Genomic DNA, 21,565 nt, shown 5'->3' with positions numbered 1-21,565 from the left:
AACAGAATGCCGGGCACCGTAATTGCGCGATGGGCCGAACGACAAAGGGACAATGGCTTGAGCACTCTGTTTCTGATCGGCCAGCTCGTTCTAGCCTCGGGCTTGGCGAGACTTTTCTACGTCTTTGACAGCGTCCTCCCGATTCCTCCCTTTGGGCGTATTGCCTTCGGAGTGGCAACGACCAGCTTTGTCACAGCATGTCTACTGTTGCTGCTCACGCTTGTTGCACCTGGGCTGGCCCTTGGAGGGCACGCCAGCGCGCCATTCATCGTTGGATTGGCGTTGCTTGTAGCGCCCTGGAAAGGACCGACGCCTCGCGGTCCCAAGAGCCCCCACGCCCTGCGCGATCCAGTCGTTCTGGCTTCGATCGTAGCCACATTGATGGTGGCCTGCATTATCGTGCCGCGGCTCTGGTTCTATGCCGGCCAGGTGACCGGCAATTCCGACGCAATGCAGTACCTTGCGGAAGCGCGGCAACTTCTTTCGCAGCGTAGCTTCTTCGATGCCTCCGGGATCGGAGGCCTTTCCGACGGCACTCTGCGCGGCGACCCCCATGGCCTGCTCTGGCCTGCCTACAATGCGTCGGCCCTGCTTTGGTCCGGTCTCGGCGGGGCCGGTTTGAGCGACGAAATGGTGCCGCGCGTTGCATTCCAGCTGACGATCATCACCTATGTTGCGGCGGGCGTGACTCTCGCCAGCGCGGCGCGGGTGCGTGGCCTCGCGATCCTTCTGCCGCTTTTGATTCTGGCGGTCCCTCTCATCCACAGCGGATCAATCGACGGCGGCCGCGACGTATTCCGACTAACGGCGCTCCTACTGCTTTGCACGTTTCTTGTGGCGCAGTGGCAAGTCAGTTCGCGTCACCCGAGCGTCGGAGCTGCGCTTTTGGGCGTCGTGCTCGGCGGTTGGGCGATGCAGGGCCATGCACTATCCATTGTCCTTGTGCCACTGATTGTCGCGCCCTGGACGCTTCTGAGCGTTTCATTCGGGCAGTCCCCGATGCGCATTGCGCTGCTGACTGCCGCAGTGGCTGCAGGCTATTGCCTGGGCGGCCTTCACGTCGCAATGGCCTATTACAAGAGCGGCTCCCTGACCGGCGACAACGTTGACGCAGCCCGGGTCGCCGCCGGTACGCTTTATGCGCACAGCATCGAAGCGCGAGATACGGCACGCATCGGAGAAGGTGCCGTCCTGTCTAGCCGGCTCCTCATCAGTTTTGCCAGGGACGGTGGATGGCCGAGCGCAGCGGCGCTTGTCGTCCTGTTCGCGACGATAGCCTGGTACGCCGTGCAGCGGGTTTCGTCCCGAGATCGCTCTACACTCCAGTCAATCGACTGGCGGATCGGAGCCATGTTTGGGGCGTGGTTTCTCAGCGAGATGCTTCTGCTGTTGGGCGCCTTCGACGTCGGATACTACAATTTGTCGAGTTGGACAGTGTTGAATGCACGCTACGCGATGCAGTTTTACATGTTCGCGGCTCTGTTCGTCGCGTGGGGAATAGCGGTTGCTCCGGTTGCGCTGACCGCCACGTCAACGAGCGTCGAGCGCCGCGAAACCTGGACCCGAGCTGCATTGTCGTTGGCGATTCTCGGTGTGGCTGTTGCCACGACCTGCATTCTCGTCAAGCGATGGACGTACTATTCAACGAGCGGCTATCAACGGGTTGCCAAGCAGTTGAACGCTTTGACGGCGAACCTGCCACCAACGTGTCGGGTATTGGCCGAGGATACCGGCATCAATTTTCTCGCTCAGCGGCAGGTTCTGCAACTCTACAGCAAATACATGCGTGACCTTCTCGTCGAGCGCGACAAGGAAAAGCTGCTGCATGAACTGGACAAGCGCGATATCTGCACTGTTGTTCTCTATGACGGGTTGTACGTCGATATGGCCGGGCCTGCTGCGCCGCTTCTTGAGGCGCTGGCCTCGCCGAATTTCAAGATGTATGGCGTAGAGCCATGGCGCATCTACGTGCGGGCGGCGCCGTAGCTGCAGCGACTTTGGCAATGCGAGCGATCGCGCGGCCGCAAGCCTGCCCCACCCGGAGCGCCCGATGATCTTTGCCAGCTACGCCTACCGTGTCGTCTCCAACTTCATGTTTCTGGGGCTGGTCTATTTCACGCTGAACCTTCTGGAGAAGTACGAGCAGCGCGACGGTCGCGATCCTGATCGTGGTCTATGCGGCGATGCACGCCTTTTCCGGCCTGCGCTCGTTCTATTTCTTCCAGCGCATCGAGCGCCTGGAGGGTGAGACGAGGCGGCTCGCCGCGGCGGCCGGCGAGGGGCCCAATGCTGTCGCCTCGCGCAGGCAGATCGTCGCCGATGTCACTGTGCTCAGGCATGCCGGCGAGATCAAACCTATATCGACATCTTCTTCCTGGCGCTGGTGATTCTGCTCTGCGTCGCCAAGATCGTGGCCAGCTAGTGTCCCGAGTCACAAGTTCGCAATCATAGATTCGCAGTAGATTCGCGTCGCTGTGCCAAGGATGGAGGCAAACGGCGACGGAGTCTCCAATGGCTGTCCAGCAACTTGCCCCCCTGATATTGAGCGATGATGAGTGGGCCGAACTGACGTCGCTGACGATGCGGCGGAAGACGGCGCAGGCGCTGGCTCTGAGAGCCCGGATCGTGCTGGCCTGTGCGGAAGGTGGTCAGAACACGGAAGTGGCGGCCAAGCTTGGGCTGGACCGACAGACCGTAGGCAAATGGCGGCGGCGTTTTATGGAGCAGCGTGTGGCCGGGCTGCACGACGAGCCGCGTTCCGGCGCGCCGCGCACGATTGACGACGCCCGCATCGAAGCCGTGATCGTGAGGACGTTGGAGAGTTGCCCTGAGAACGCCACTCATTGGAGCTCCCGCGACATGGCGAAGACCAGCGGCCTATCGGTGTCGACGGTACAACGCATCTGGCGGGCCTTCGGGCTCCAGCCGCACCGGATGGAGACGTTCAAGCTCTCGACCGATCCGAACTTTGTGGCCAAAGTGCGCGATGTCGTGGGCCTCTACGTCTCACCGCCGGAGCACGCCATCGTTCTGTGTGTGGATGAGAAATCCCAAATCCAGGCGCTGGACCGCAGCCAGCCGATGTTGCCGATGCGTCCCGGCCAGGCGGCCCGAAGGAGCCACGACTACAAAAGGCTTGGCACCACATCGCTGTTCGCTGCCCTCGATATTGCGACCGGACGGGTCATTGGCAAGTGCTACGGGCGCCACCGCACCGCCGAGTTCCGCAAGTTCCTCGACGAGATCGAGGCTGCCGTACCGCGCGACCTCGACGTTCATCTCGTCATGGACAATTACGTCACGCACAAGACCCCAATGATCCGGAGATGGTTGGCCAAACGGCCGCGTTGGCACGTGCACCTGACCCCGACCAGTTCGTCATGGCTCAACCAAGTCGAGCGCTTCTTCGCGCTCCTCACCGATAAGAAGATCAGGCGCGGCGTCTATCGCAGCGTAACCGCCCTCAGGGCGGACATCGCCACGTTCATCGAACGACACAACGCCGATCCCAAACCGTTCCGATGGACCAAATCCGCCGATAACATCCCTGCTTCCATCGAGCGCTTCTGCCGCTACAATGCCCCGCCAAAACACGACGCGATGTTGCGAACTTCTGGTTCAGGACACTAGATCCCGTCAATCAGGCACGCGCCTGCCAGCCGACGCCTCGGCGCGCGGCGTGCGCTTCTTCACATTGTTGGCGACGTGGACTGAAGCATTGTCGGCAGCGGGCGGCGCGACATGCAAGGGTGCGCCGTGGGCTCTGCCGTGCGCCGCGCCAGGCGCCTGATGCGCAGCCTGCTTCGGATGCCTGGCCTGGCGCGCGGAGAACGCCTGCGCGCGCGATACGCCAACGCCAACGGTCGCGCGCCGCGCGAGGCGGCGATCGGCCGCCGATCGGGCTGCGAGCAGGGTCAGGTCGAGTGCTTCGGGAACGCGGAACACGTCGGACGCCGGGATAGGCAATGTCGAGACCGATGCGAAGCGCGCAAGCTGCGGCTGCGGCCACAGCGTGCGGACGGGCATCGCGACCCGGGTGCGCTGTGCGTGGTCGAGGATGTCGGCATCGCGCCAATCCATGTCGGCAAGCACCGGGGCAGGCAGCGTCCGCGTCGCGGTGAAGACGAAGTTCGGAATCCTGGGCCAGCGCGTGGTCGCCACCGTCTCTGTCGGCGGATGCAGGTACCATTGCTGCGGCTGGGTCGGCGTCGCCGGGCGATCGGGCGTTGCGGGCACGACATGAACGATCCGGTAGCCGCGCTCCTTCAACGTGTTGAGGATGCGCGGCAGCGCCGCAACGGTGCGCGGCTGGATGTCGTGCAGCAGCAGGATGCCCTTGCGCTTGGCTTCGATCCGCTGGATCGCGAGCTCATAGACCCGCTGCGGCGAGATGTGGCGCCAGTCGTCCGCCGGGAAGTCGGCGCTCCAGACCTGGATGCCCTGTGACGCCAGATAGGCCTCCGGGATCTCGGCGCGCATCAGGCCGGGAATCCGGAAGAACGGCGCGAGCTTGCTCTTGTCGCCATTGAGCGCGGCGAGCGTCGAGGCGATGCCGTCGTCGACCTCCTGCCGCACCTTCTCGAGCGGCATCTTGTTCATCGTCAGCGGATGGTTCTGGCTGTGCGTGCCGACGGAATGTCCGGCCGCGATCAGCTTGCGCACGCCCTCCGGATTGAACCGGGCCTGGGACCCGATGGTGAAGAAGGTCGCCTTGACGCACTGGCTGGCGAGAATGGCCAGCACCTGGTTGCTGTATTTCGGCAGCGGTCCGTCGTCGAAGGTCAGTACCACTTCGTGATCGGCGAGCGGCAAGGTCTCCGGATACTGCATGGTGCCGATCCGGGGATGCTCCTTGGGATCGACGACGAGGGTCCGCGAGGTGCCGAGTGCGTTGGGGTTAGGGCAGTCTGCGGCGAGGGCGGCGTACGGCGTCATCAGGCCGCAGCCCAGCAGCGCCGCGCGGACCACGGTCCGCGACCGCTTCCGGATCATCACCATGACGTTTGCAATCATCGAATCTCGGCCGCATTCCAAACGCACTGACGAATCCTTAGGTGCGGCGCGATGAATGCCGCCTTAACGGTCTGTAATCCACCTTGGGTCCCGGGTTCAATGTGTCCGGTCGGACACGGTTTTCATCGCCGGCGGGACGATGTGGACGACGTGGTAATTATGCTCCTGCAGGTACCTCAAGAAGGCGGGCAGCATCTCGGCTGTCCGCATTTGCGGGTCATGCAGCAGGATAATTCCCTTGCGGTGGCCTTCGAGCCGCCCGGTGAGCAGCTTGAGTTCCTCCTCGGGGGTCATCTTGTTCCAATCGCTGGCCCAGAAATCGGCTCCGAACACCGCGATACCGCGCTTTTCCAGGCGATCGAGCAGCGCGGGCGTCGACTCGAAATAGGGGAACCGGAAGAACGGCGTGCTCGGGACCGTGCTTGCGGTGCCGCGCAGGGCCGTCTGGACCGCTTCGATTCCCCGGTTGATGTTCGCCTCGGCCTGATCCGTCGGCATCTTGTTGAGATGCGGATGGTCCCAGCTGTGATAGCCGATGGAGTGGCCGAGGCGCGCGATCTTGCGGACCATATCGGGATGATCGGCCGCGTTGCGGCCTACCATGAAGAAGGTTGCCTGCACGCATTCGGCGGCCAGCGCCGTCAGCACCTTGTCGGTGACCCCCGGCGTCGGTCCGTCGTCGAAGGTCAGCACGACCTCGCCATCCCTGAGCGGCAGGGTTTGCGGAAAGCTCTTCAGCCCAACGCGCGGATAGGTCGCAGGGTCGACCTCGAGCACACGTGAGGTGCCGAGCGCGTCCTTGCGCTGGCATTCGGCGGCGTGCGCCGAGCCGCACAGTGCAACAGGCGCGAGCGCCACCAGCGCCGCGAAAGCCCTCCGGAGCGGTCGCGGTGCGCTCGACATCTTTCTCATTGCACTGGGCCCCACCGATTAGGTAATCCGTTCCGCACTCATCCAACCAGTTTTTCCCCTCCTGTCAAACCGGCGAAACACGGCATGGCCGAGAATTTCGACGCTGCCGAACCCGCCGAGGCCGACCCGCTGGCCCGGATGCCGATGCGGAACGAGGAGGGTGAGCTCCGCGGCGAATTCGTCGCGGCGATCACCCGGGCCATCCACGCCGCCGACCGGCCGCTGCTCTGCGAGGTGGTGGCGGAACTGCACGAGGCCGATCTCGGCGACCTGATCGCGGCGCTGGCGCCGGACGACCGCGTCACTCTGGTCGAGATCACCGGCACCGATTTCGACTTCTCGGCGCTCAACGAGGTCGACGAGACGGTCCGCGAGGAGATCCTCGAGGAACTTGAGCCGGAGACGGTTGCGGAGGGCGTCAGGGAGCTGGAATCCGACGACGCCGTCGAGCTGCTGGAGAGCCTCGACGAGGAGGATCAGGAAGAGATCCTGGAGAAGCTGCCGGCGGCCGAGCGCGAGGACATCGAGCGCAGCCTGCTGTACCCGGAGAATTCCGCCGGCCGGCGGATGCAGACCGAGTTCATCGCGGTGCCGCCGGATTGGAATGTCGGGCAGGCGATCGACTACATGCGCGACACGCCGGATCTGCCGGATCGCTTCTACGAAATCTATGTGGTCGACACCGGCAAGCATTTGCTCGGCGCCGTGCCGCTCGACGTGCTGCTGCGCACGCGCCGTCCGGTCCCGATCAAGGACCTGATCGACGAGGACCGCCGCCGGGTCTCCGCGCTGGAGGACCAGGAGGAGGTCGCGCGGATGTTCGGCAAGTACAATCTGGTCGCAGCTCCCGTGGTCGACACCATCGACCGGCTGGTCGGCATGATCACCATCGACGACGTCGTCGACGTGATCGAGGAGGAGGCCGACGAGGACTTGAAGGCGCTCGGCGGCGTCACCAGCGACGAAGAGCTGTCCGACACGGTGTGGACCATCGCCCGCGGCCGCTTCAACTGGCTCTTGGTCAATCTCGCCACCGCGTTCCTGGCCTCGTCGGTGCTCGGCCTGTTTGAGGGCCAGCTCGAGAAGATGGTGGCGCTCGCGGTGCTGGCGCCGATCGTGGCGAGCCAAGGCGGCAATGCCGCGACCCAGACCATGACGGTCGCGGTGCGCGCGCTCGCCACCCGCGAGCTCGGCTCCTACAACGCAATGCGCGTGGTGCTGCGCGAGACCATGGTCGGGCTCGTCAACGGCATCGCCTTTGCCGTCATCACCGGCGTCGCCGCGGTGGCCTGGTTCAAGATCCCCGGCCTCGGCATCGTGATCGGGCTTGCGATCATCTGCAATCTGGTGGCCGGCGCGCTCGGCGGCATCCTGATCCCGATGGTGCTGGAACGGGTGCGGGCCGACCCCGCGGTCGCCTCCGGCACCTTCGTCACGACCGTCACCGACGTGGTCGGCTTCTTCTCGTTCCTCGGCATCGCCACGCTGTGGTTCGGGCTCAAGTAACGTGCTCGCGGGCAGGGCGGCGCGTGGTTCGGGCGCGAGCCGCGCCGGGCCGCTTATCGTTAATCCGAACTTAACGCGCTTCATCGATGATGCCGCTATCTCCAAGGGGCCATCACGGGGGCCATCATGCAGCGGTTGCGGCTCAAGGCGGACGGACGGATCGTCGAATTGCGCGACGGGCAGGAAATTCCGCTCGTGCCCGCACATCCCGACCAGGCGGCGATGCAGCCTGCGGCCGCGCAGCCGGCCGTGCGCGATCTGCGCCGCCGGGCCCAGCTCACCCAACTCGAATTCGCCGCCAAGCTCGGCGTGCCCGTGGAAACCATCCGCAACTGGGAGCAGGGCAAGCGCGCGCCGCGCGGACCTGCCCGCGCGCTGCTTGCGGTGATCGCCCATTCGCCGGAGACGGTGTTCGCCGCGTTGTCGAGCGAGCCGACGGCGGCTTGAGCGGGTAGGGCGTCGTTCGCCATCATTGCTGCAATCTCGGTGTCGTCCCTGCGAAAGCAGGGACCCATACTCTGCGGCCCGTGTTGTGAACGGGACTCGCCGTTCGACCGTCCCGCAACAATGGCGATCTGTGGTTATGGGTCCCTGCTTTCGCAGGGACGACAGTGAGTTTGTTGCGCGCGTTGTGAGTCAAACTTCCGCATTCTCGCGACATGAATTGTCCGAGCTTTGGATTTCGTTTCGCCCTCTCTCTTGAAGAGGGCGCAGGGAAAGCCGGGTGCCGATCGCACCCATGGGCCCCGTGCAAAAGGTAGAAAGCACGGGGGTAGGACCACAGGTGTAACCGGAAACAACCCGGCTTTCCCTGCGCGATGGGTTACGGCTTATACGTGCTCTCCCCGGCGAGACTGGGCTTTTTTGTCACCGTCTTCGCAACGACGCATTCACGTCCTGCGAAGAGACACCTGCCGCTAGGGCGTCAGGCCTGCACGATTTCACCGTCCGCGTCATGCGCACTCGTCAGTTGCGCTTGCCGCGTCCACCGCATCTCGACCCACGTTCGTGACGATCGCGAAGCGCCCCTCGATCAGGTGAGACGGACGAACCATATACTGAGTAGCGATTCGGATAAAGCGAAGTATTTTCGCGCGCGAGGATTGACAGGTTTTGCTGAGTTGCCCGTCGGGGCCGATTGTCGCACCCAGTGGTGCTGCGTCGGCCGCATCAGCCCGTCATCGCGCCGCTACAACTTCGCCGTCTTCCTTCACAAACCGTCCAACCGGTGAGTCCAGCAAATCGATGACGGCCTCCGATGGCCGGCACAATCGCACGCCTTTCGGCGTCACCACGATCGGACGGTTGATGAGAATGGGATGCGCCAGCATGAAATCGATCAACTCCTCGTCCGTCCATTTCGGCTGGTCCAGGCCGAGCTCCTTGTAAGGCGTTCGCTTCTCGCGCAGCAGCGCGCGCACGGGGATTCCAATCGCGGCAATCAGCTCCTTGAGTGTCTCGCGCGACGGCGGCGCCTTGAGATATTCGATGACGACAGGCTCAGTGCCGCTTTGCCGGATCATCGCCAGCGTGTTGCGCGAGGTGCCGCAATCCGGGTTGTGGTAGATCGTGACGGTCATTGACGCGCCTCCATTGCGGACGCTGGTGCCGAGGCGCCAGTTCCGGATTCATACCAGCCTCTCGTTGCCTTCACGATGCGAACCACCGAGAGCATCACGGGGACCTCGACGAGAACGCCCACGACCGTCGCCAGCGCGGCTCCGGAATCAAGGCCGAACAGACTGATGGCAGCGGCCACCGCGAGTTCAAAGAAGTTGCTGGCGCCGATCAGGGCCGCAGGAGCAGCCACGCACCAGGCGACGCCGAAACGCCGGCTCAGCCAATAGGCCAGCCCCGCATTGAGGTAGACCTGGATCAGGATCGGCACCGCCAAAATTGCGATGACGGTCGGCTGCCTGATGATCTGCTCGCCTTGAAATCCGAACAGCAAAACGAGGGTCGCAAGCAACGCGACGAGCGAGATCGGCTGCAGCAGGCGCATCGTGCGGTCGAATGCTCCGCCGCCGCTGCGCAGTAGCACGCCCCGCCAGACCTGAGCGATCACGACGGGCACCACGATGTACAGGACGACCGAAAGCAGCAACGTACCCCAGGGAACGGTGATCGATGCCACGCCCAACAGAAGGCCCACCAGCGGCGCGAACAGGAACACCATGATCGTATCATTCAGCGCGACCTGGCTAAGCGTGTAGTGAGGCTCGCCCTCGCAGAGGTTGGACCATACGAACACCATCGCGGTGCAGGGCGCAGCCGCGAGCAGGATCAGGCCTGCGATGTAGGAGGAAATTTGTCCGGGCGGGAGCAGGGGCGCAAAGACGTGGCCGATGAAGAACGATCCCAGCAGCGCCATCGAGAACGGCTTGACGGCCCAGTTGATAAACAGCGTGACGCCGACTCCCCGCCAATGCTCGCGAACCCGGCCCAGCGAACCGAAGTCGATCTTGAGCAACATCGGCACGATCATCAGCCAGATGAGCATCGCGACCGGCAAGTTGACCTTGGCGATCTCGGCGGAAGCGACCGCGCCGAAGAAGCCGGGCATGATGTGCCCAAGTGCGACGCCGGCCACGATGCAGAGCGCTACCCAAAGGGTGAGGTATTTTTCAAAGATGTTCATTGTTTCATGCCACGTCGTTTCGTGAGGACGTCGCGCCCTCGGAACGCCCGATCTCGCGCAGCTTGGTGCCCAGCGAGAGCTTGTCGATGCTACGCAGTGGAAGGTTGATGAAGACGCCGATCCGGTTCTTCAGGTATCGGAACGCAGTCATGAAGGCCGCCTGTTTTTCCAGCTCGGTGCCGGTGGCCTCGGCAGGGTCTTCGATGCCCCAATGGGCAGTCATCGGCTGACCCGGCCAGACCGGGCAGGCCTCGCCGGCGGCGTTGTCACAGACGGTAAAGACGAAATCCATCACCGGCGCATCAGGAGCGGCGAATTCCAGCCAGCTCTTCGAGCGCATGTCATCAACCGGGTAGTTCAGGCTCTCGAGCGTGTGCAGCGCCAACGGGTGCACCGCGCCCTTCGGAGAGCTCCCGGCAGAAAAGGTTCTGAAGCGGCCGGCTCCATCTTTTCGCAGGATCGATTCTGCGAGGATCGAACGCGCGGAATTGCCGGTGCAGAGGAACAGCACGTTGTACGGATGGTCAGGCACGGCTTCGCTCCTTTCGCGGCGGAGGGCAACACGGTTGCAAGCTCTCGACGACCGGCGCGCAGACCTCGGGCCGGCCGTCGCAGCAATCACGAAGCAGGAACACCGCGACGTTGCGAAATTCTTCCAGGTTGGCGCGATAGACGATTGATCGGCTCCGCCTCTGAGAGCTGACGAGGCGGGCCCGGGTGAGGATCGACAAATGCGCCGACAAGGTGTTCTGGGGCACTTCCAGGAGACGGGCGAGATCGCCCGCGGCCAATCCCTCGGGTTCGTGTTTGACGAGCGCCCGGAATGCTTCCAGACGGGTCGACTGCGAAAGGGCTGCGAGGGCCAGAACGGCTACTTCAGTTTCCATATATCCAGATTTATGGAAGTGTTGCCGGGAGTCAACCGGATTTTGCGTTCGGTGCGACCGACGCATCCGAATATTTCGAACATTCTAGAAATATCGATTGACGGCGGTGGGGATGTGGATGCATGATGTGATCATGAAGATCGATGATGCAGCAGCGCGCCTTGAGGCCTTGGGCAATCCAACGAGGCTCAAGATCTATCGAGCGCTCGTCCGTGCGGGCCATGCAGGCATGCCCGTCGGTCGCCTGCAGGAACGGCTCAAGATTCCTGCGTCCACGCTGTCGCACCACGTGAAGGGGCTGGTTTCGGTAGGCCTTGTCTCCCAGAAGCGCGAAGGCACGACGCTGGTTTGTCACGCGGAGTACGATGCGATGCAGACGCTGGTGAATTTCCTCGTCGCCGAATGCTGCATCGAGGAGTCCGGCTGCGGCGCGGCGCAATCAGCCGCCTGATTTTTTGGAGCTCGAATTGCCCGAGACCGGCGTTTGTACACGTGGAGGCGTCGAGGGCGGAGGCGCTGCGAGCGGCTGCTGCGGGGGCCCGGCCCCAGCTGGAGCCGACGCCTGCTGCGCGGACGACGCATCTGCCAAGGCGGCAGGTCGCGCCGGTTGTGGCTGCTCCTGATGGGCCGCAGTCGACTCACGATCATTGCGGCGCTCGGTACGGCCCAGACCCTTGCCTGGGGTTCGAGTTACTATCTGCCCGCGATACTCGCCGATCCGATCGCGCACGATCTCGGAATTTCCAGCAATTGGTTCTTTGCGGCATTTTCCGCATCGTTGGTGATCTCCGGGCTGCTTGGTCCGCGCGTCGGCCGGCAGATCGATCGCGTCGGCGGGCGGCAGGTGCTCTGCGCCTCGAACGTCGTCCTCGCTGCGGGGCTCGCCTTGCTCGGTGCCTCCGGGTCGGTGTGGACGATGTCGGCGGCGTGGCTGCTGCTCGGCATCGGCATGGGGCTCGGACTCTACGACGCTGCGTTCGGCACGCTCGGACGCATCTATGGCAACGATGCGCGGGCCGCGATCACGGGCATCACGCTGATCGCGGGATTCGCCAGCACGGTCGGCTGGCCGCTGAGTTCGCTGGGCCTCGCCACGATCGGCTGGCGGGAGACCTGCTACGCCTGGGCGATTGCCCATCTCGTTATCGGACTGCCACTCAATCTACTGCTGCCACGCACCGAACGGGCGGCTTCATCCCAAGCTTTGCATGTGAAGCCCCATATCCGGATCGATCGGACCATGGTGGTGCTTTCATTCGCCTTCGCCGCCGCCTGGACGGTGACGTCGGCGATGGCGGCACATCTGCCGCGGATCGTGGAAGCCTTCGGGGCGACGCCGGCACAGGCCGTGTTCGCGGGCATGATGATCGGCCCGGCGCAGGTCGCCGCGCGTATTCTCGAGGCGGGCTTTCTCAGTCGCTTCCATCCGCTGCTCTCGACACGGCTTGCCTGCCTTACCCATCCGATCGGGGCGTGCGTCATCGGCATCTTCGGAGGCGGTGCTGCGGCCGCTTTTGCTCTTCTGCACGGTGCCGGCAACGGCATCCTGACGATCGCGCGCGGAACGCTGCCGCTCGCGATCTTCGGATCGGAGAACTATGCCTATCGGCTCGGATTGATCGGGGCGCCGTCGCGTATATGCCAGGCGGTTGCGCCGCTGGCGTTCGGGCTCTTGATCGAACCGATGGGACGAGCGGTGGTCGTGGTGTCGGCGGGGCTCAGCCTGTCGGCGCTGATCGCCCTGGCCATGCTGCCGCGAACCAAATCCGCGCCTTCGTCGGCGCCTGCAGAATAATCCACATCGACTCTGGCGTGGCTACGACAACCGCCGTGTCCCCCTCGCGGTAGCATCACGACCCTTCATCCGCCGGACCGTGTCGATGAACGCCTTGATGATCGGGGAATGACCGCGTCCGCTGTGATGCGCGATGCTGTACTGGGTCTTGATGGTGCGGTCGCTGATCTCCAGCGCGCGCAGATTGGGATGCGGCACGAATTCGAAGTCGGCGACGACGCTGATGCCGAGGCCGCGCTCGACCGCCTTCCACACGCCCTCGCGGCTTTCGATCTCGAACACCGGCTCGATGCTGATGCCCTCGGCCTGCATCGTCGCCTCGAACGCGCGCCGCGTGGTCGAGCCGCGCTCGCGCAGCACGATAGGCTGGTCGGCCAGCTCGCGCAGCCTGACCGACTTGCGCTTGAACCAGGGATGGTCGCGGTTGACGAACACGATCACGCGGTGCGTGCGGTAGGGGATCATGGTGACGCGCGGATCTTCCGGGACCTCCGCCAGGATCGCCACATCCGCTTCGAAGTCGACGATGTGGCGGAAGGTGCGTTCGGAATTGCCGAGCAGGGTCGAGATCTGCACCTCCGGATGATCGCGCTTGAACGCCGCGATGATTTCGGTGGCATGGAACGGCCCGACGGTCGCGACCCGCAGGTGTCCCTTGGTGGCCTTGCCGTGCGCGGCCAACAGGTCGTGCGCCTCGTCGCAGAACGTCATGATGCCGCGGGTGATCTCGAACAGCGCGGCGCCGGCCTCGGTGAGCTCGGTGTGGCGCGGCTTCCGGATCAAAAGCTCGACGCCGTAGCTCTCCTCCAGCTCCTTGACCTGAATGGTCAGCGTCGGCTGACCGACATTGAGCACGCGCGAGGCCGCGGTGAAGCCGCCATGGGTGGCGACCGCATGGAAGGCGCGCAGCTGGCTGAACACTATTGACATAATCAATAGAACGCATCCGTAGAATGAATTTGTCAATAGCAGCCGGCGCCGTACCTTCGCGCCAAACGGAGGACGCGCGGATGGACTGGACTTATTCCAACCCGGTGAGGATCGAATTCGGAGCCGACAGCTTCGACAAGCTGCCGGGACTGATCGGCAAGCGCGCCTACGCGCTCGTGACCTATGGCGAGCCGTTCTTCGACGAACTGGAGCGGCGGCTGCGAGCCGCGGCGGGACCGTCGGTCCTGACCATCCGCGACGTCGCGCCCAATCCGGACTACCGCCTGCTCACCGAGCAGACCGCGCGCTTTGCCGGGCTCGCGAGGCAGCCCGAGGTGATCGTCGCGCTCGGCGGCGGCTCGGTGATCGACTCCGCAAAGGTGTTCGCGGCCGCCAGCGGCGACTTCGCGACCGTCAAGACCTATCTGGAGACGCAGCAGGGCGCCGAGCGTCTCGCGGCGATCCCGATCATCGCGGTGCCGACCACCGCAGGCACCGGCAGCGAGGTGACCTGCTGGGGCACGGTGTGGGACGAGGCCAACGGCAAGAAATATTCGCTGGCGCGTCCGTCGCTCTATCCGACCCATGCGGTGATCGATCCGCGCCTGATGCTCGGCAAGCCGCAACTCCTCACCATCAGCACCGGGCTCGACGCGCTGTCGCACGCGCTGGAGAGCATCTGGAACGTCAACAACAATCCGGTGTCGGCCAACCACGCGGTGGCCGCGGCGCGCAGCATCCTCGACGTGCTGCCGAAGCTCGCCAATGACCTCGGCAATCTCGAGCTGCGCAGCCGCATGGCGCAGGCGGCGCTGTTCGCGGGCCTGGCGTTCTCCAACACCAAGACCGCGATCGCGCATTCGCTGTCCTATCCGATCACGCTGCGGCACGGCGTGCAGCACGGAATCGCCTGTTCGTTCTCGCTGCCGATGGTGCTGCGGAGCGTCAAAGGGGCGGGCGGGCTCTGCGAGGACAGCTTGAAGCAGATCTTCGGCGCCGACCTGGCGCGGGCGGCCGACGATCTCGAGGACTTCATGGCGCGGCTCGGCATCTCCTGCAATCCGGCCGCCTACAGGATCGAGCGCGCGGAATGGCACGCGCTGATCGCGGACTCGCTTGAAGGCGAGCGCGGCCGCAACTTCTTAGGGTCGAAGGAACGGCTGATCGAGGCAGCGCAGACGCTGCGGATGCCGAGCGCGGTGAACGCGTGACGACGGCGCAGTGACAGGGAGAGGCATCATGCAAGACAATCGCAAGACAATCACCGTCAACGGGCGCCGTTACGACGCGCCGACGCAGCCAACCGTCGTGATCTGCCTCGACGGTTCGGAGCCCGGCTATATCGAGCAGGCGATCGAGGCCGGCGTCGCGCCGACCTTCGCGCGCTTCATGAAGGACGGCGCGCATGTTCATGCCGCCAGCGTGATCCCGAGCTTCACCAATCCGAACAACCTCTCGATCATCACCGGGCGGCCGCCCGCGGTGCACGGCATCGCCGGCAACTACTTCTATGACACGGCGAACAACGCCGAAGTCATGATGAACGATCCGAAATTCCTGCGCGCACCGACCATCCTCGCCGGTGTCCATGACGCCGGCTACAAGGTCGCCGCCGTCACCGCCAAGGACAAGCTGCGCACATTGCTTGCGTACGGTCTGGACTATTCGAGCGGCCGCGCCATCGCGTTCTCGTCGGAGAAGGCCGACCAGGCCACCAAGGCGGCCAACGGCATCGATGATGTGCTCGATTTCGTCGGCCTGCCGCTGCCCGAAGTCTACTCGGCCGATCTGTCCCGCTTTGTGTTCGCGGCCGGCGTCAAGCTGGTCGAGCGCTACCGTCCCGATCTGATGTACCTGTCGACCACCGACTACATCCAGCACAAGGTCGGGCTTGGCACCAAGGTTGCCAACGACTTCTACGCGATGATCGACGGCTATCTTGCGAAGCTCGATGCGCTCGGCTGCAATATCGTGGCGACCGCCGACCACGGCATGAACGACAAGTTCTTGCCCGACGGCAGGCCCGACGTGATCTACCTCCAGGACGTCATGGACGACTGGACGGGTGCGGGCGCCGCACGCGTGATCCTGCCGATCACCGATCCCTATGTCGCTCATCACGGTTCGCTCGGCTCGTTCGCGACCATCTACACGCCGGAGGGCGCCGACGTCGACACGCTGCTGTCGCGGCTGCGCGCGACCGGAGGCATCGAGGTCGCGCTGACACGTAACGAGGCTTGCGCCAGGTTCGAGCTGCCGCCGGACCGGATCGGCGACATTGTCGTGATCTCCACCAGGCACAAGGTGCTCGGCACCAGCGAGTCGCGTCACGATCTGTCGGGCCTGACCGAGCCGCTGCGTTCGCATGGCGGGCTGACCGAGGAGCGGGTGCCGCTGATCGCCAACCGCAAGATCGCGCTGCCGGCCGGCCACGCCCTGCGCAATTTCGACGCCTTCGACGTCGCGCTCAACCGCATCCAGTGACGCTATCGGACCCCAAGGACAGTGCCATGAACATCCAGAGCTCGGCCGTTCGCCACGAGCAGATGCGGATCGCAGGCAGCCTCGTCGACACCGACGAGCATGTCGAGGTTTTCAATCCGTACACCAACAAGGTGGTGGGCACGGTGCCGGCGGCGCGGCCGGAGCATGTGCGCAGCGCCTTTGCCAGGGCGGCCGCGTTCAAGCCGAAGCTGACGCGCTACGAGCGCCAGCGCATCCTGCTGCGCACCGCTGAGATCCTGGCCGGCCGCAAGGAGGAATTCGCGCGGCTGATCACCGCCGAGTCCGGCCTGTGCTGGAAGGATTCGCTCTACGAGGCCGGCCGCGCCTACGACGTCTATTCCTTTGCCGGCCAGCTCGCGATCAAGGACGACGGCGAGACGTTCTCCTGCGACATCAGCCCGCAGGGCAAGGCGCGCAAGATCTTCACGACGCGCACGCCGCTGCTCGGTGCGATCTCGGCGATCACGCCGTTCAACCATCCGCTCAACATGGTGAGCCACAAGATCGCGCCGGCGATCGCGACCAACAACCGCGTGGTGCTGAAGCCGACCGAGCTGACGCCGCTGACCGCGCTTGCGCTCGCCGACGTGCTCTACGAGGCCGGGCTGCCGCCCGAGATGCTGTCGGTGGTGACCGGCAATCCGCATTCTATGGGCGATGCGATGATCACCGATCCGGACGCCGATCTCGTGACCTTCACCGGCTCGGTCAGGGTCGGCAAGCACATCGCCAGCAAGGCGGGCTACAAGCGCGTCGTGCTCGAGCTCGGCGGCAACGATCCGCTGATCGTGATGGAGGATGCCGACCTCGAGAAGGCGGCCGAGCTCGCGGTCACCGGCGCCACCAAGAATTCCGGCCAGCGCTGCACGGCCGTGAAGCGCATCCTCTGCGTCGAGGCAGTCGCCGACGAGTTCTCCGCGCTGGTGCTGAAGAAGGCGCGCACGCTGAAGTGCGGCGACCCGATGGACCCGACGGTCGACGTCGGCACCGTGATCCATGAGGGCGCGGCGAAGGAATTCGAGCGCCGCGTCAATGCCGCCGTCGCCGACGGCGCTGAGCTGCTGCACGGCAACGCTCGCGACGGCGCGCTCTATCCGCCGACCGTGGTCGACCGGATTCCCTACACCAGCGAGCTGGTGATGCAGGAGACCTTCGGCCCTGTCATCCCAATTATCCGCGTGCCCAACGACATCGACAGCGTGATCCGGATCTCTAACGCGACCGCGTTCGGCCTGTCGTCCGGCGTCTGCACCAACCGGCTCGACTACATCACGCGGTTCGTCAATGAGCTCGACGTCGGCACCGTCAATGTCTGGGAAGTCCCGGGTTACCGGATCGAGATGTCGCCGTTCGGCGGGATCAAGGACTCCGGCCTTGGCTACAAGGAAGGCGTGCAGGAGGCGATCAAGAGCTTCACCAACGTCAAGACCTATTCGCTGCCCTGGCCGGCATAGGGACGACCGAACGAGGGCCGCACGCGGACGACAAGAACAACGCGGCGGCCGACTGCAATCACCAAACAATCAGGGGAGGTCTTAATGTCGATCACGTTCAGTCCGTCGGGCGTCGGCTCGGTCGGTGTCCAGAATCCGGAGCTTGCGACATCGTTCCGCCGCGCGCAGTGGCGGATGCTGTTCGCGGCGATGTTCTGCTATCTGTTCTTCTACACCGGGCGGCAAACCTTCGGCTTCGCCATTCCCGGCATCCAGGCCGAGTTCGGCGTCACCAAGGAGGCGCTGGGCTGGGCCAGCGCGGCGCTGCTCTGGTGCTACGCGGTCGGGCAGGCCATCAATGGCAATCTCGGCGACAAGTTCGGCGGCCGGCGCGTGATGAGCGCCGGCGCGATCCTCTCCTTCATCATGAACTGGGCCACCAGCCTCTCGACCGGGATCGTCAGCCTCACTGCGTTCTGGGGCATCAACGGCTATTTCCAGTCGATGGGATGGGCGCCGGGCAGCCGACTGCTGTCGAACTGGTGGGGCCGGCACGAGCGCGGCACGGTCTACGGGCTCTATACGTTCGCGGCCGGTCTCGCCTCGGTGCTGTCGTTCGTCACCTCGCTGGTCGTGGTCGGCTACTTTCAGCTCGACTGGCGCTGGATCTTCCGCATCCCGGTGGTGCTGCTGCTGCTCGGCGGCATCGCGTTCTACCTGATCGCGCGCGAGAAGCCCGAGGACATGGGCTTTGCCTCGCCGCATGACGAGGCCGACGAGGTCGCTGCAAGCGAAGCTGCGGTCAGCGCCGATGAAGGCTCGCTCGCGCGCTACAAGGCGGTACTGTCGAACTGGCGCCTCCTGGTCGCCGGCGTCGCGATCGGCTTCCAGAACGCGGCGCGTTACGGCCTGCTGGTATGGGTGCCGGTGCACTTCCTCGGCAGCAACTGGGCCAAGGCCGGCGCCGCCTCGGTGATCGATCCGCGCTGGATCAGCATCGCGCTGCCGGTCGGCATGGCGGTCGGCGCGTTCAGCAATGGCTGGGTCTCGGACAAGGTGTTCGGCTCGCGCCGCTACCTCGCCATCGTGCTCTACATGGCGCTCGCCGCGGTCACCTCGCTGTGCATGTACGCGATCCCGACCTCGGATGTCGTTCTCGGGATGACGGTGCTGTTCCTGTGCGGCTTCTTCACCTACGGCCCGCAATCCTCGTTCTGGGCGCTTTGCCCGGATCTGGTCGGCCACAAGCGCGCAGGGACCGCAACCGGGGTGATGAACTTCTTCGCCTATCTGTTCGCAGGTCTCGGCGAGCCGATGATCGGCCACTTCATGGACAAGCATAACCAGACCTCGCTGGTGTTCCTGGTGGTCGCCGTCTGCGCGACCTCCAGCGCGGTGGTTGCGGCCTTCATCCGCCGCTGACGAACGATCCCTATCGGCGGCTCACCACCGGTCCGCGCTTCCGACGGGAAGCGCGGACCGCTGTTTTTGCAACGAGCAGAACGCCGTTGTGCGTGCGATCGGTGGAGCCGCGACGCGGGGGACCAATTGCCTGATATTGGCTTGCTCGAGCGGATGACCTCACGCTCAATCCGTCATCACCGGCTGATCAAAACCAATGCATTAACTACTAAATACTAAGTAATATCAATATCATGTAAAAAATTGCATGCAGAATACAAAATGTGCTTGTCGGGTTGGCCGCCTTGAAGCAGACTTCGCGCAGGGCAGGAGAGGCCAGCAACCTTCAAGGACGAGGGGCGCGCCAGGGCAAAACAATCTGTCGGGAGGAGCGAGCAATGAGCGATCAGGTGTCCACCATCGCAATGGCAGATACGGCAAAGCCGAGCGGCGTGCGCTGGAAGATCTTCCTGCTGATGCTGTTCCTGATCTCGATCAACTATATCGATCGCGCCTCGCTCTCGGTCGCGATGCCGGTCATCGCCAAGGAGTTCGATATCGATCCGGCGATGCAGGGCCTGATCCTGAGCTCGTTCTTCTGGACCTACGCGCTGATGCAGGTGCCCGGCGGCATGCTCGCCGATCGCTTCAAGCCGCGCATCGTGATCGCGCTCGCGACGCTGTTCTGGGGCTTCTTCCAGGCGCTGGCGGCGCTGTCCACCAGCTGGATGCTGCTGCTGTTGACCCGGCTCGGGCTCGGCGCGTCGGAAGCGCCGATCTATCCGGCCGGCGGCAAGCTCAACGCGATCTGGATGACCCAGACCGAGCGCGGCCGCGGCGCCACCTTGCTGGACGGCGGCGCGCCGCTTGGTGCGGCGCTCGGCTCGATCGTGATCGCCTGGCTGATGGCGGCGTTCAGCTCCTGGCGCGTCGCCTTCGTCATCGCCGGCGTCGGCACCATGCTGTGCGGGCTGTGGGCCTGGTACTACATCCGCAACGTGCCGCGCGAGCATCCGTCGGTCAATGAAGCCGAGGCGCGCTATCTCGAGGAGGCGCATGCGATCGAGGATGCGGCGACGCCGCCGTCTTCCGGCGCAAGCTGGATGGCGTATTTCCGGTTTCGCTCGGTGTGGTGCATGTGCCTCGGCTGGATGTTCTTCAACACCACGTTCTACGGGCTGCTGACCTGGATGCCGACCTACCTGTTCAAGGTGCACGGCTTCGACATCAAGGCGCTCGGTGGCGCGTCGTTCATCATCTTCTTCGCAGGCTTCGTCGGCGAACTGGTTGGCGGCTGGATCGGCGATAACTGGCGGGAGCGGGGCGGGTCGCCTAACACCGTGTTCCGCACGCTGTTCGGCATCGCGGCGATCATGGCGACGGTCTCGATCTTCCTCGTCGCCTACGTCACCAACGCGGTTGCGGTCGTGGTGCTGCTGTCGACGACGCTGTTCTTCCTGCGCTGGTGCGGCATGTACTGGGCGATCCCGTCGGCGCTGGCGGGCCGCGGTAAGTCCGGCTTCCTCGGCGGCTGCATGAATCTCGGCGGCAACATCGCCGGCATCACGACGCCGCTGATCGTCGGCTTCATCGTGCAGGCCACCGGCTCCTACTTCCTGGCCCTGATGTATTTCGCCGCCGCGGGCATTGCGCTGTTGATCTGCTCGACCCTGATCGATTACAGCCGCAAGCTCCCGGTCTAAAATCGATGCGGCCGAATCCGCCAAGGGTTCGGCCGCTTGACGAGGCTCACCAATGACACGTCCTATCAGGCTCGGCATGCTGACGCCGTCGTCGAATACCGCGCTCGAGCCGATCACCTGCGCGATGCTATCGGGGATCGACGACGTCTCGGCGCATTTCTCGCGCTTCAAGGTGACCGAGATCGCGCTGTCGGAGCAGGCGCTGCGCCAGTTCGACGCCAGCGAGATTCTTCGCGCGGCCGAGTTGCTGGCCCATGCCAAGGTCGACGTCATCGCCTGGAACGGCACCTCGGCAAGCTGGCTCGGCTTCGACCGCGACGAGAGCCTGTGCGAGGAGATCACGGCGGCAACCGGTATCAAGGCCTGTACCACGGTGCTGGCCTATCGCGACCTGTTGCGGCGGATCGGCGCCAGCCGCATCGGGCTGGTGACGCCGTATCGCAAGGACGTGCAGGAGCGGATCATCGCCAACTGGAATTCGCAAGGGCTGCATTGTTTTGCCGAGCGGCATCTGTCGCTGCAGGACAATTTCTCCTTTGCCGAGGTCAGCGAGGCCGGGGTCGCGCGGCTGATCGAGGAGGTGGTGCGCGAGGGCTGCGATGCCGCCGTCGTGCTCTGCACCAACATGCGCGGCGCCGGCGCAGCCGAGCGGCTGGAGCGGGGATTTGGCGTTCCGGTGCTGGATTCGATTGCGGTGACGCTGTGGGCGTGCCTCACAGCTGCCGGCTGCGATCCGTCGCGCGTGCAGGGCTGGGGCAGCCTGTTCGCGAACCCCGATCTGCGCGCGGCCACCGCGATCCACGTGGGAGAGCGCGATCTCCAATCATGACAATGCAGGCAAG

Annotated in this window: 21 protein-coding genes and 1 pseudogene; 15 read left to right on the top strand and 7 right to left on the bottom strand. The window is 64.4% G+C overall.

Features of this window, described 5'->3' with window-relative positions:
• Window positions 1-57 precede the first annotated feature (57 nt).
• The 3 genes from ACVWYP_RS28880 to ACVWYP_RS28870 all read left to right on the top strand — a co-directional run bounded on the left by ACVWYP_RS28880 (window position 58) and on the right by ACVWYP_RS28870 (window position 3,630).
• The gene (locus ACVWYP_RS28880; RefSeq protein WP_028339171.1) at window positions 58-1,986 is read left to right on the top strand and encodes a hypothetical protein; all 1,929 of its coding nucleotides are present in this window, start codon (window positions 58-60) and stop codon (window positions 1,984-1,986) included.
• A 182-nt stretch (window positions 1,987-2,168) separates the two neighbouring features.
• On the top strand, window positions 2,169-2,387 hold the full coding sequence (locus tag ACVWYP_RS28875; protein ID WP_411782843.1) for a hypothetical protein: 219 nt from the start codon (window positions 2,169-2,171) through the stop codon (window positions 2,385-2,387).
• 124 nt (window positions 2,388-2,511) lie between these two features.
• Complete coding sequence (locus tag ACVWYP_RS28870) at window positions 2,512-3,630, top strand: IS630 family transposase (protein WP_304495708.1); 1,119 nt, start codon at window positions 2,512-2,514, stop codon at window positions 3,628-3,630.
• Window positions 3,631-3,636: 6 nt separating this feature from the next.
• Here the strand turns inward: ACVWYP_RS28870 and ACVWYP_RS28865 are convergent, their stop codons facing one another.
• Both ACVWYP_RS28865 and ACVWYP_RS28860 read right to left on the bottom strand, forming a co-directional pair.
• Complete coding sequence (locus tag ACVWYP_RS28865) at window positions 3,637-5,013, bottom strand: polysaccharide deacetylase family protein (RefSeq protein WP_304495707.1); 1,377 nt, start codon at window positions 5,011-5,013, stop codon at window positions 3,637-3,639.
• A gap of 96 nt (window positions 5,014-5,109) precedes the next feature.
• Entirely contained in the window at window positions 5,110-5,925 is an 816-nt protein-coding gene (locus tag ACVWYP_RS28860; RefSeq protein WP_304495706.1) for a polysaccharide deacetylase family protein, read from the bottom strand.
• Between the two features lie 84 nt (window positions 5,926-6,009).
• Here ACVWYP_RS28860 and mgtE point away from each other — a divergent pair, with 84 nt between their 5' ends.
• Entirely contained in the window at window positions 6,010-7,431 is a 1,422-nt protein-coding gene (gene mgtE / locus ACVWYP_RS28855) for a magnesium transporter (protein ID WP_304495705.1), read from the top strand.
• A 126-nt stretch (window positions 7,432-7,557) separates the two neighbouring features.
• On the top strand, window positions 7,558-7,878 hold the full coding sequence (locus ACVWYP_RS28850; RefSeq protein ID WP_028343385.1) for a helix-turn-helix domain-containing protein: 321 nt from the start codon (window positions 7,558-7,560) through the stop codon (window positions 7,876-7,878).
• Window positions 7,879-8,609: 731 nt separating this feature from the next.
• On the opposite strand, the gene arsC is transcribed toward ACVWYP_RS28850, so the two are convergent.
• Genes arsC through ACVWYP_RS28830 form a run of 4 tightly spaced genes read right to left on the bottom strand, consistent with a single transcriptional unit; the run spans window position 8,610 to window position 10,902 of the window.
• Window positions 8,610-9,011, bottom strand: a complete 402-nt coding sequence (gene arsC / locus ACVWYP_RS28845) for an arsenate reductase (glutaredoxin) (RefSeq protein WP_304495704.1) — start codon at window positions 9,009-9,011, stop codon at window positions 8,610-8,612.
• Window positions 9,008-10,069: an ACR3 family arsenite efflux transporter gene (gene arsB / locus ACVWYP_RS28840; RefSeq protein ID WP_304495703.1), complete on the bottom strand. Its 1,062-nt coding sequence runs from the start codon at window positions 10,067-10,069 to the stop codon at window positions 9,008-9,010. Before arsB ends, arsC begins: the two co-directional genes overlap by 4 nt.
• A gap of 4 nt (window positions 10,070-10,073) precedes the next feature.
• Window positions 10,074-10,601, bottom strand: a complete 528-nt coding sequence (locus ACVWYP_RS28835) for an arsenate reductase ArsC (RefSeq protein ID WP_304495702.1) — start codon at window positions 10,599-10,601, stop codon at window positions 10,074-10,076.
• Window positions 10,594-10,902 carry an ArsR/SmtB family transcription factor gene (locus tag ACVWYP_RS28830; RefSeq protein ID WP_304500324.1) on the bottom strand — a complete coding sequence of 103 codons (309 nt, stop codon included), beginning with the start codon at window positions 10,900-10,902 and terminating at the stop codon, window positions 10,594-10,596. The genes ACVWYP_RS28835 and ACVWYP_RS28830 overlap by 8 nt, the downstream gene beginning before the upstream one ends.
• Here ACVWYP_RS28830 and ACVWYP_RS28825 point away from each other — a divergent pair.
• From ACVWYP_RS28825 to ACVWYP_RS28810, 4 genes and pseudogenes are all read left to right on the top strand, one after another.
• On the top strand, window positions 10,801-11,082 hold the full coding sequence (locus ACVWYP_RS28825) for a hypothetical protein (RefSeq protein ID WP_304500458.1): 282 nt from the start codon (window positions 10,801-10,803) through the stop codon (window positions 11,080-11,082). The two genes, ACVWYP_RS28830 and ACVWYP_RS28825, sit on opposite strands and share 102 nt — an antisense overlap.
• 7 nt (window positions 11,083-11,089) lie before the next feature.
• Window positions 11,090-11,407: an ArsR/SmtB family transcription factor gene (locus tag ACVWYP_RS28820; protein ID WP_026192869.1), complete on the top strand. Its 318-nt coding sequence runs from the start codon at window positions 11,090-11,092 to the stop codon at window positions 11,405-11,407.
• A pseudogene (locus tag ACVWYP_RS28815) lies at window positions 11,346-11,579 on the top strand (FAD-dependent oxidoreductase); the annotation flags it as partial. The gene ACVWYP_RS28820 and the pseudogene ACVWYP_RS28815, both read left to right, overlap by 62 nt.
• On the top strand, window positions 11,579-12,751 hold the full coding sequence (locus ACVWYP_RS28810; RefSeq protein WP_304495701.1) for an MFS transporter: 1,173 nt from the start codon (window positions 11,579-11,581) through the stop codon (window positions 12,749-12,751). The pseudogene ACVWYP_RS28815 and the gene ACVWYP_RS28810, both read left to right, overlap by 1 nt.
• Before the next feature lie 21 nt (window positions 12,752-12,772).
• On the opposite strand, the gene ACVWYP_RS28805 is transcribed toward ACVWYP_RS28810, so the two are convergent.
• Entirely contained in the window at window positions 12,773-13,681 is a 909-nt protein-coding gene (locus ACVWYP_RS28805; RefSeq protein ID WP_304500323.1) for a LysR substrate-binding domain-containing protein, read from the bottom strand.
• A gap of 80 nt (window positions 13,682-13,761) precedes the next feature.
• Here ACVWYP_RS28805 and psrA point away from each other — a divergent pair, with 80 nt between their 5' ends.
• From psrA to ACVWYP_RS28775, 6 genes are all read left to right on the top strand, one after another.
• On the top strand, window positions 13,762-14,892 hold the full coding sequence (psrA, locus tag ACVWYP_RS28800; RefSeq protein ID WP_304495700.1) for an iron-containing alcohol dehydrogenase PsrA: 1,131 nt from the start codon (window positions 13,762-13,764) through the stop codon (window positions 14,890-14,892).
• A 25-nt stretch (window positions 14,893-14,917) separates the two neighbouring features.
• Complete coding sequence (phnA, locus tag ACVWYP_RS28795) at window positions 14,918-16,165, top strand: phosphonoacetate hydrolase (RefSeq protein ID WP_439711206.1); 1,248 nt, start codon at window positions 14,918-14,920, stop codon at window positions 16,163-16,165.
• Between the two features lie 26 nt (window positions 16,166-16,191).
• A complete protein-coding gene (gene phnY / locus ACVWYP_RS28790) occupies window positions 16,192-17,640 on the top strand; it encodes a phosphonoacetaldehyde dehydrogenase (RefSeq protein ID WP_304495698.1) in 1,449 nt (482 codons plus the stop codon).
• A gap of 84 nt (window positions 17,641-17,724) precedes the next feature.
• Window positions 17,725-19,041 (top strand): MFS transporter, encoded by a 1,317-nt coding sequence (locus tag ACVWYP_RS28785; protein WP_304495697.1) that lies wholly within the window; start codon window positions 17,725-17,727, stop codon window positions 19,039-19,041.
• A gap of 377 nt (window positions 19,042-19,418) precedes the next feature.
• Window positions 19,419-20,723 carry an MFS transporter gene (locus ACVWYP_RS28780; RefSeq protein WP_028336433.1) on the top strand — a complete coding sequence of 435 codons (1,305 nt, stop codon included), beginning with the start codon at window positions 19,419-19,421 and terminating at the stop codon, window positions 20,721-20,723.
• Window positions 20,724-20,775: 52 nt separating this feature from the next.
• On the top strand, window positions 20,776-21,552 hold the full coding sequence (locus ACVWYP_RS28775) for a maleate cis-trans isomerase family protein (protein ID WP_304495696.1): 777 nt from the start codon (window positions 20,776-20,778) through the stop codon (window positions 21,550-21,552).
• The last annotated feature ends 13 nt before the right edge of the window (window positions 21,553-21,565 follow it).

This window comes from Bradyrhizobium sp. USDA 3262, from assembly GCF_054060035.1.
Note: the sequence above shows the minus strand (reverse complement) of the source record. Positions and strands in the feature narration are given on the sequence as shown.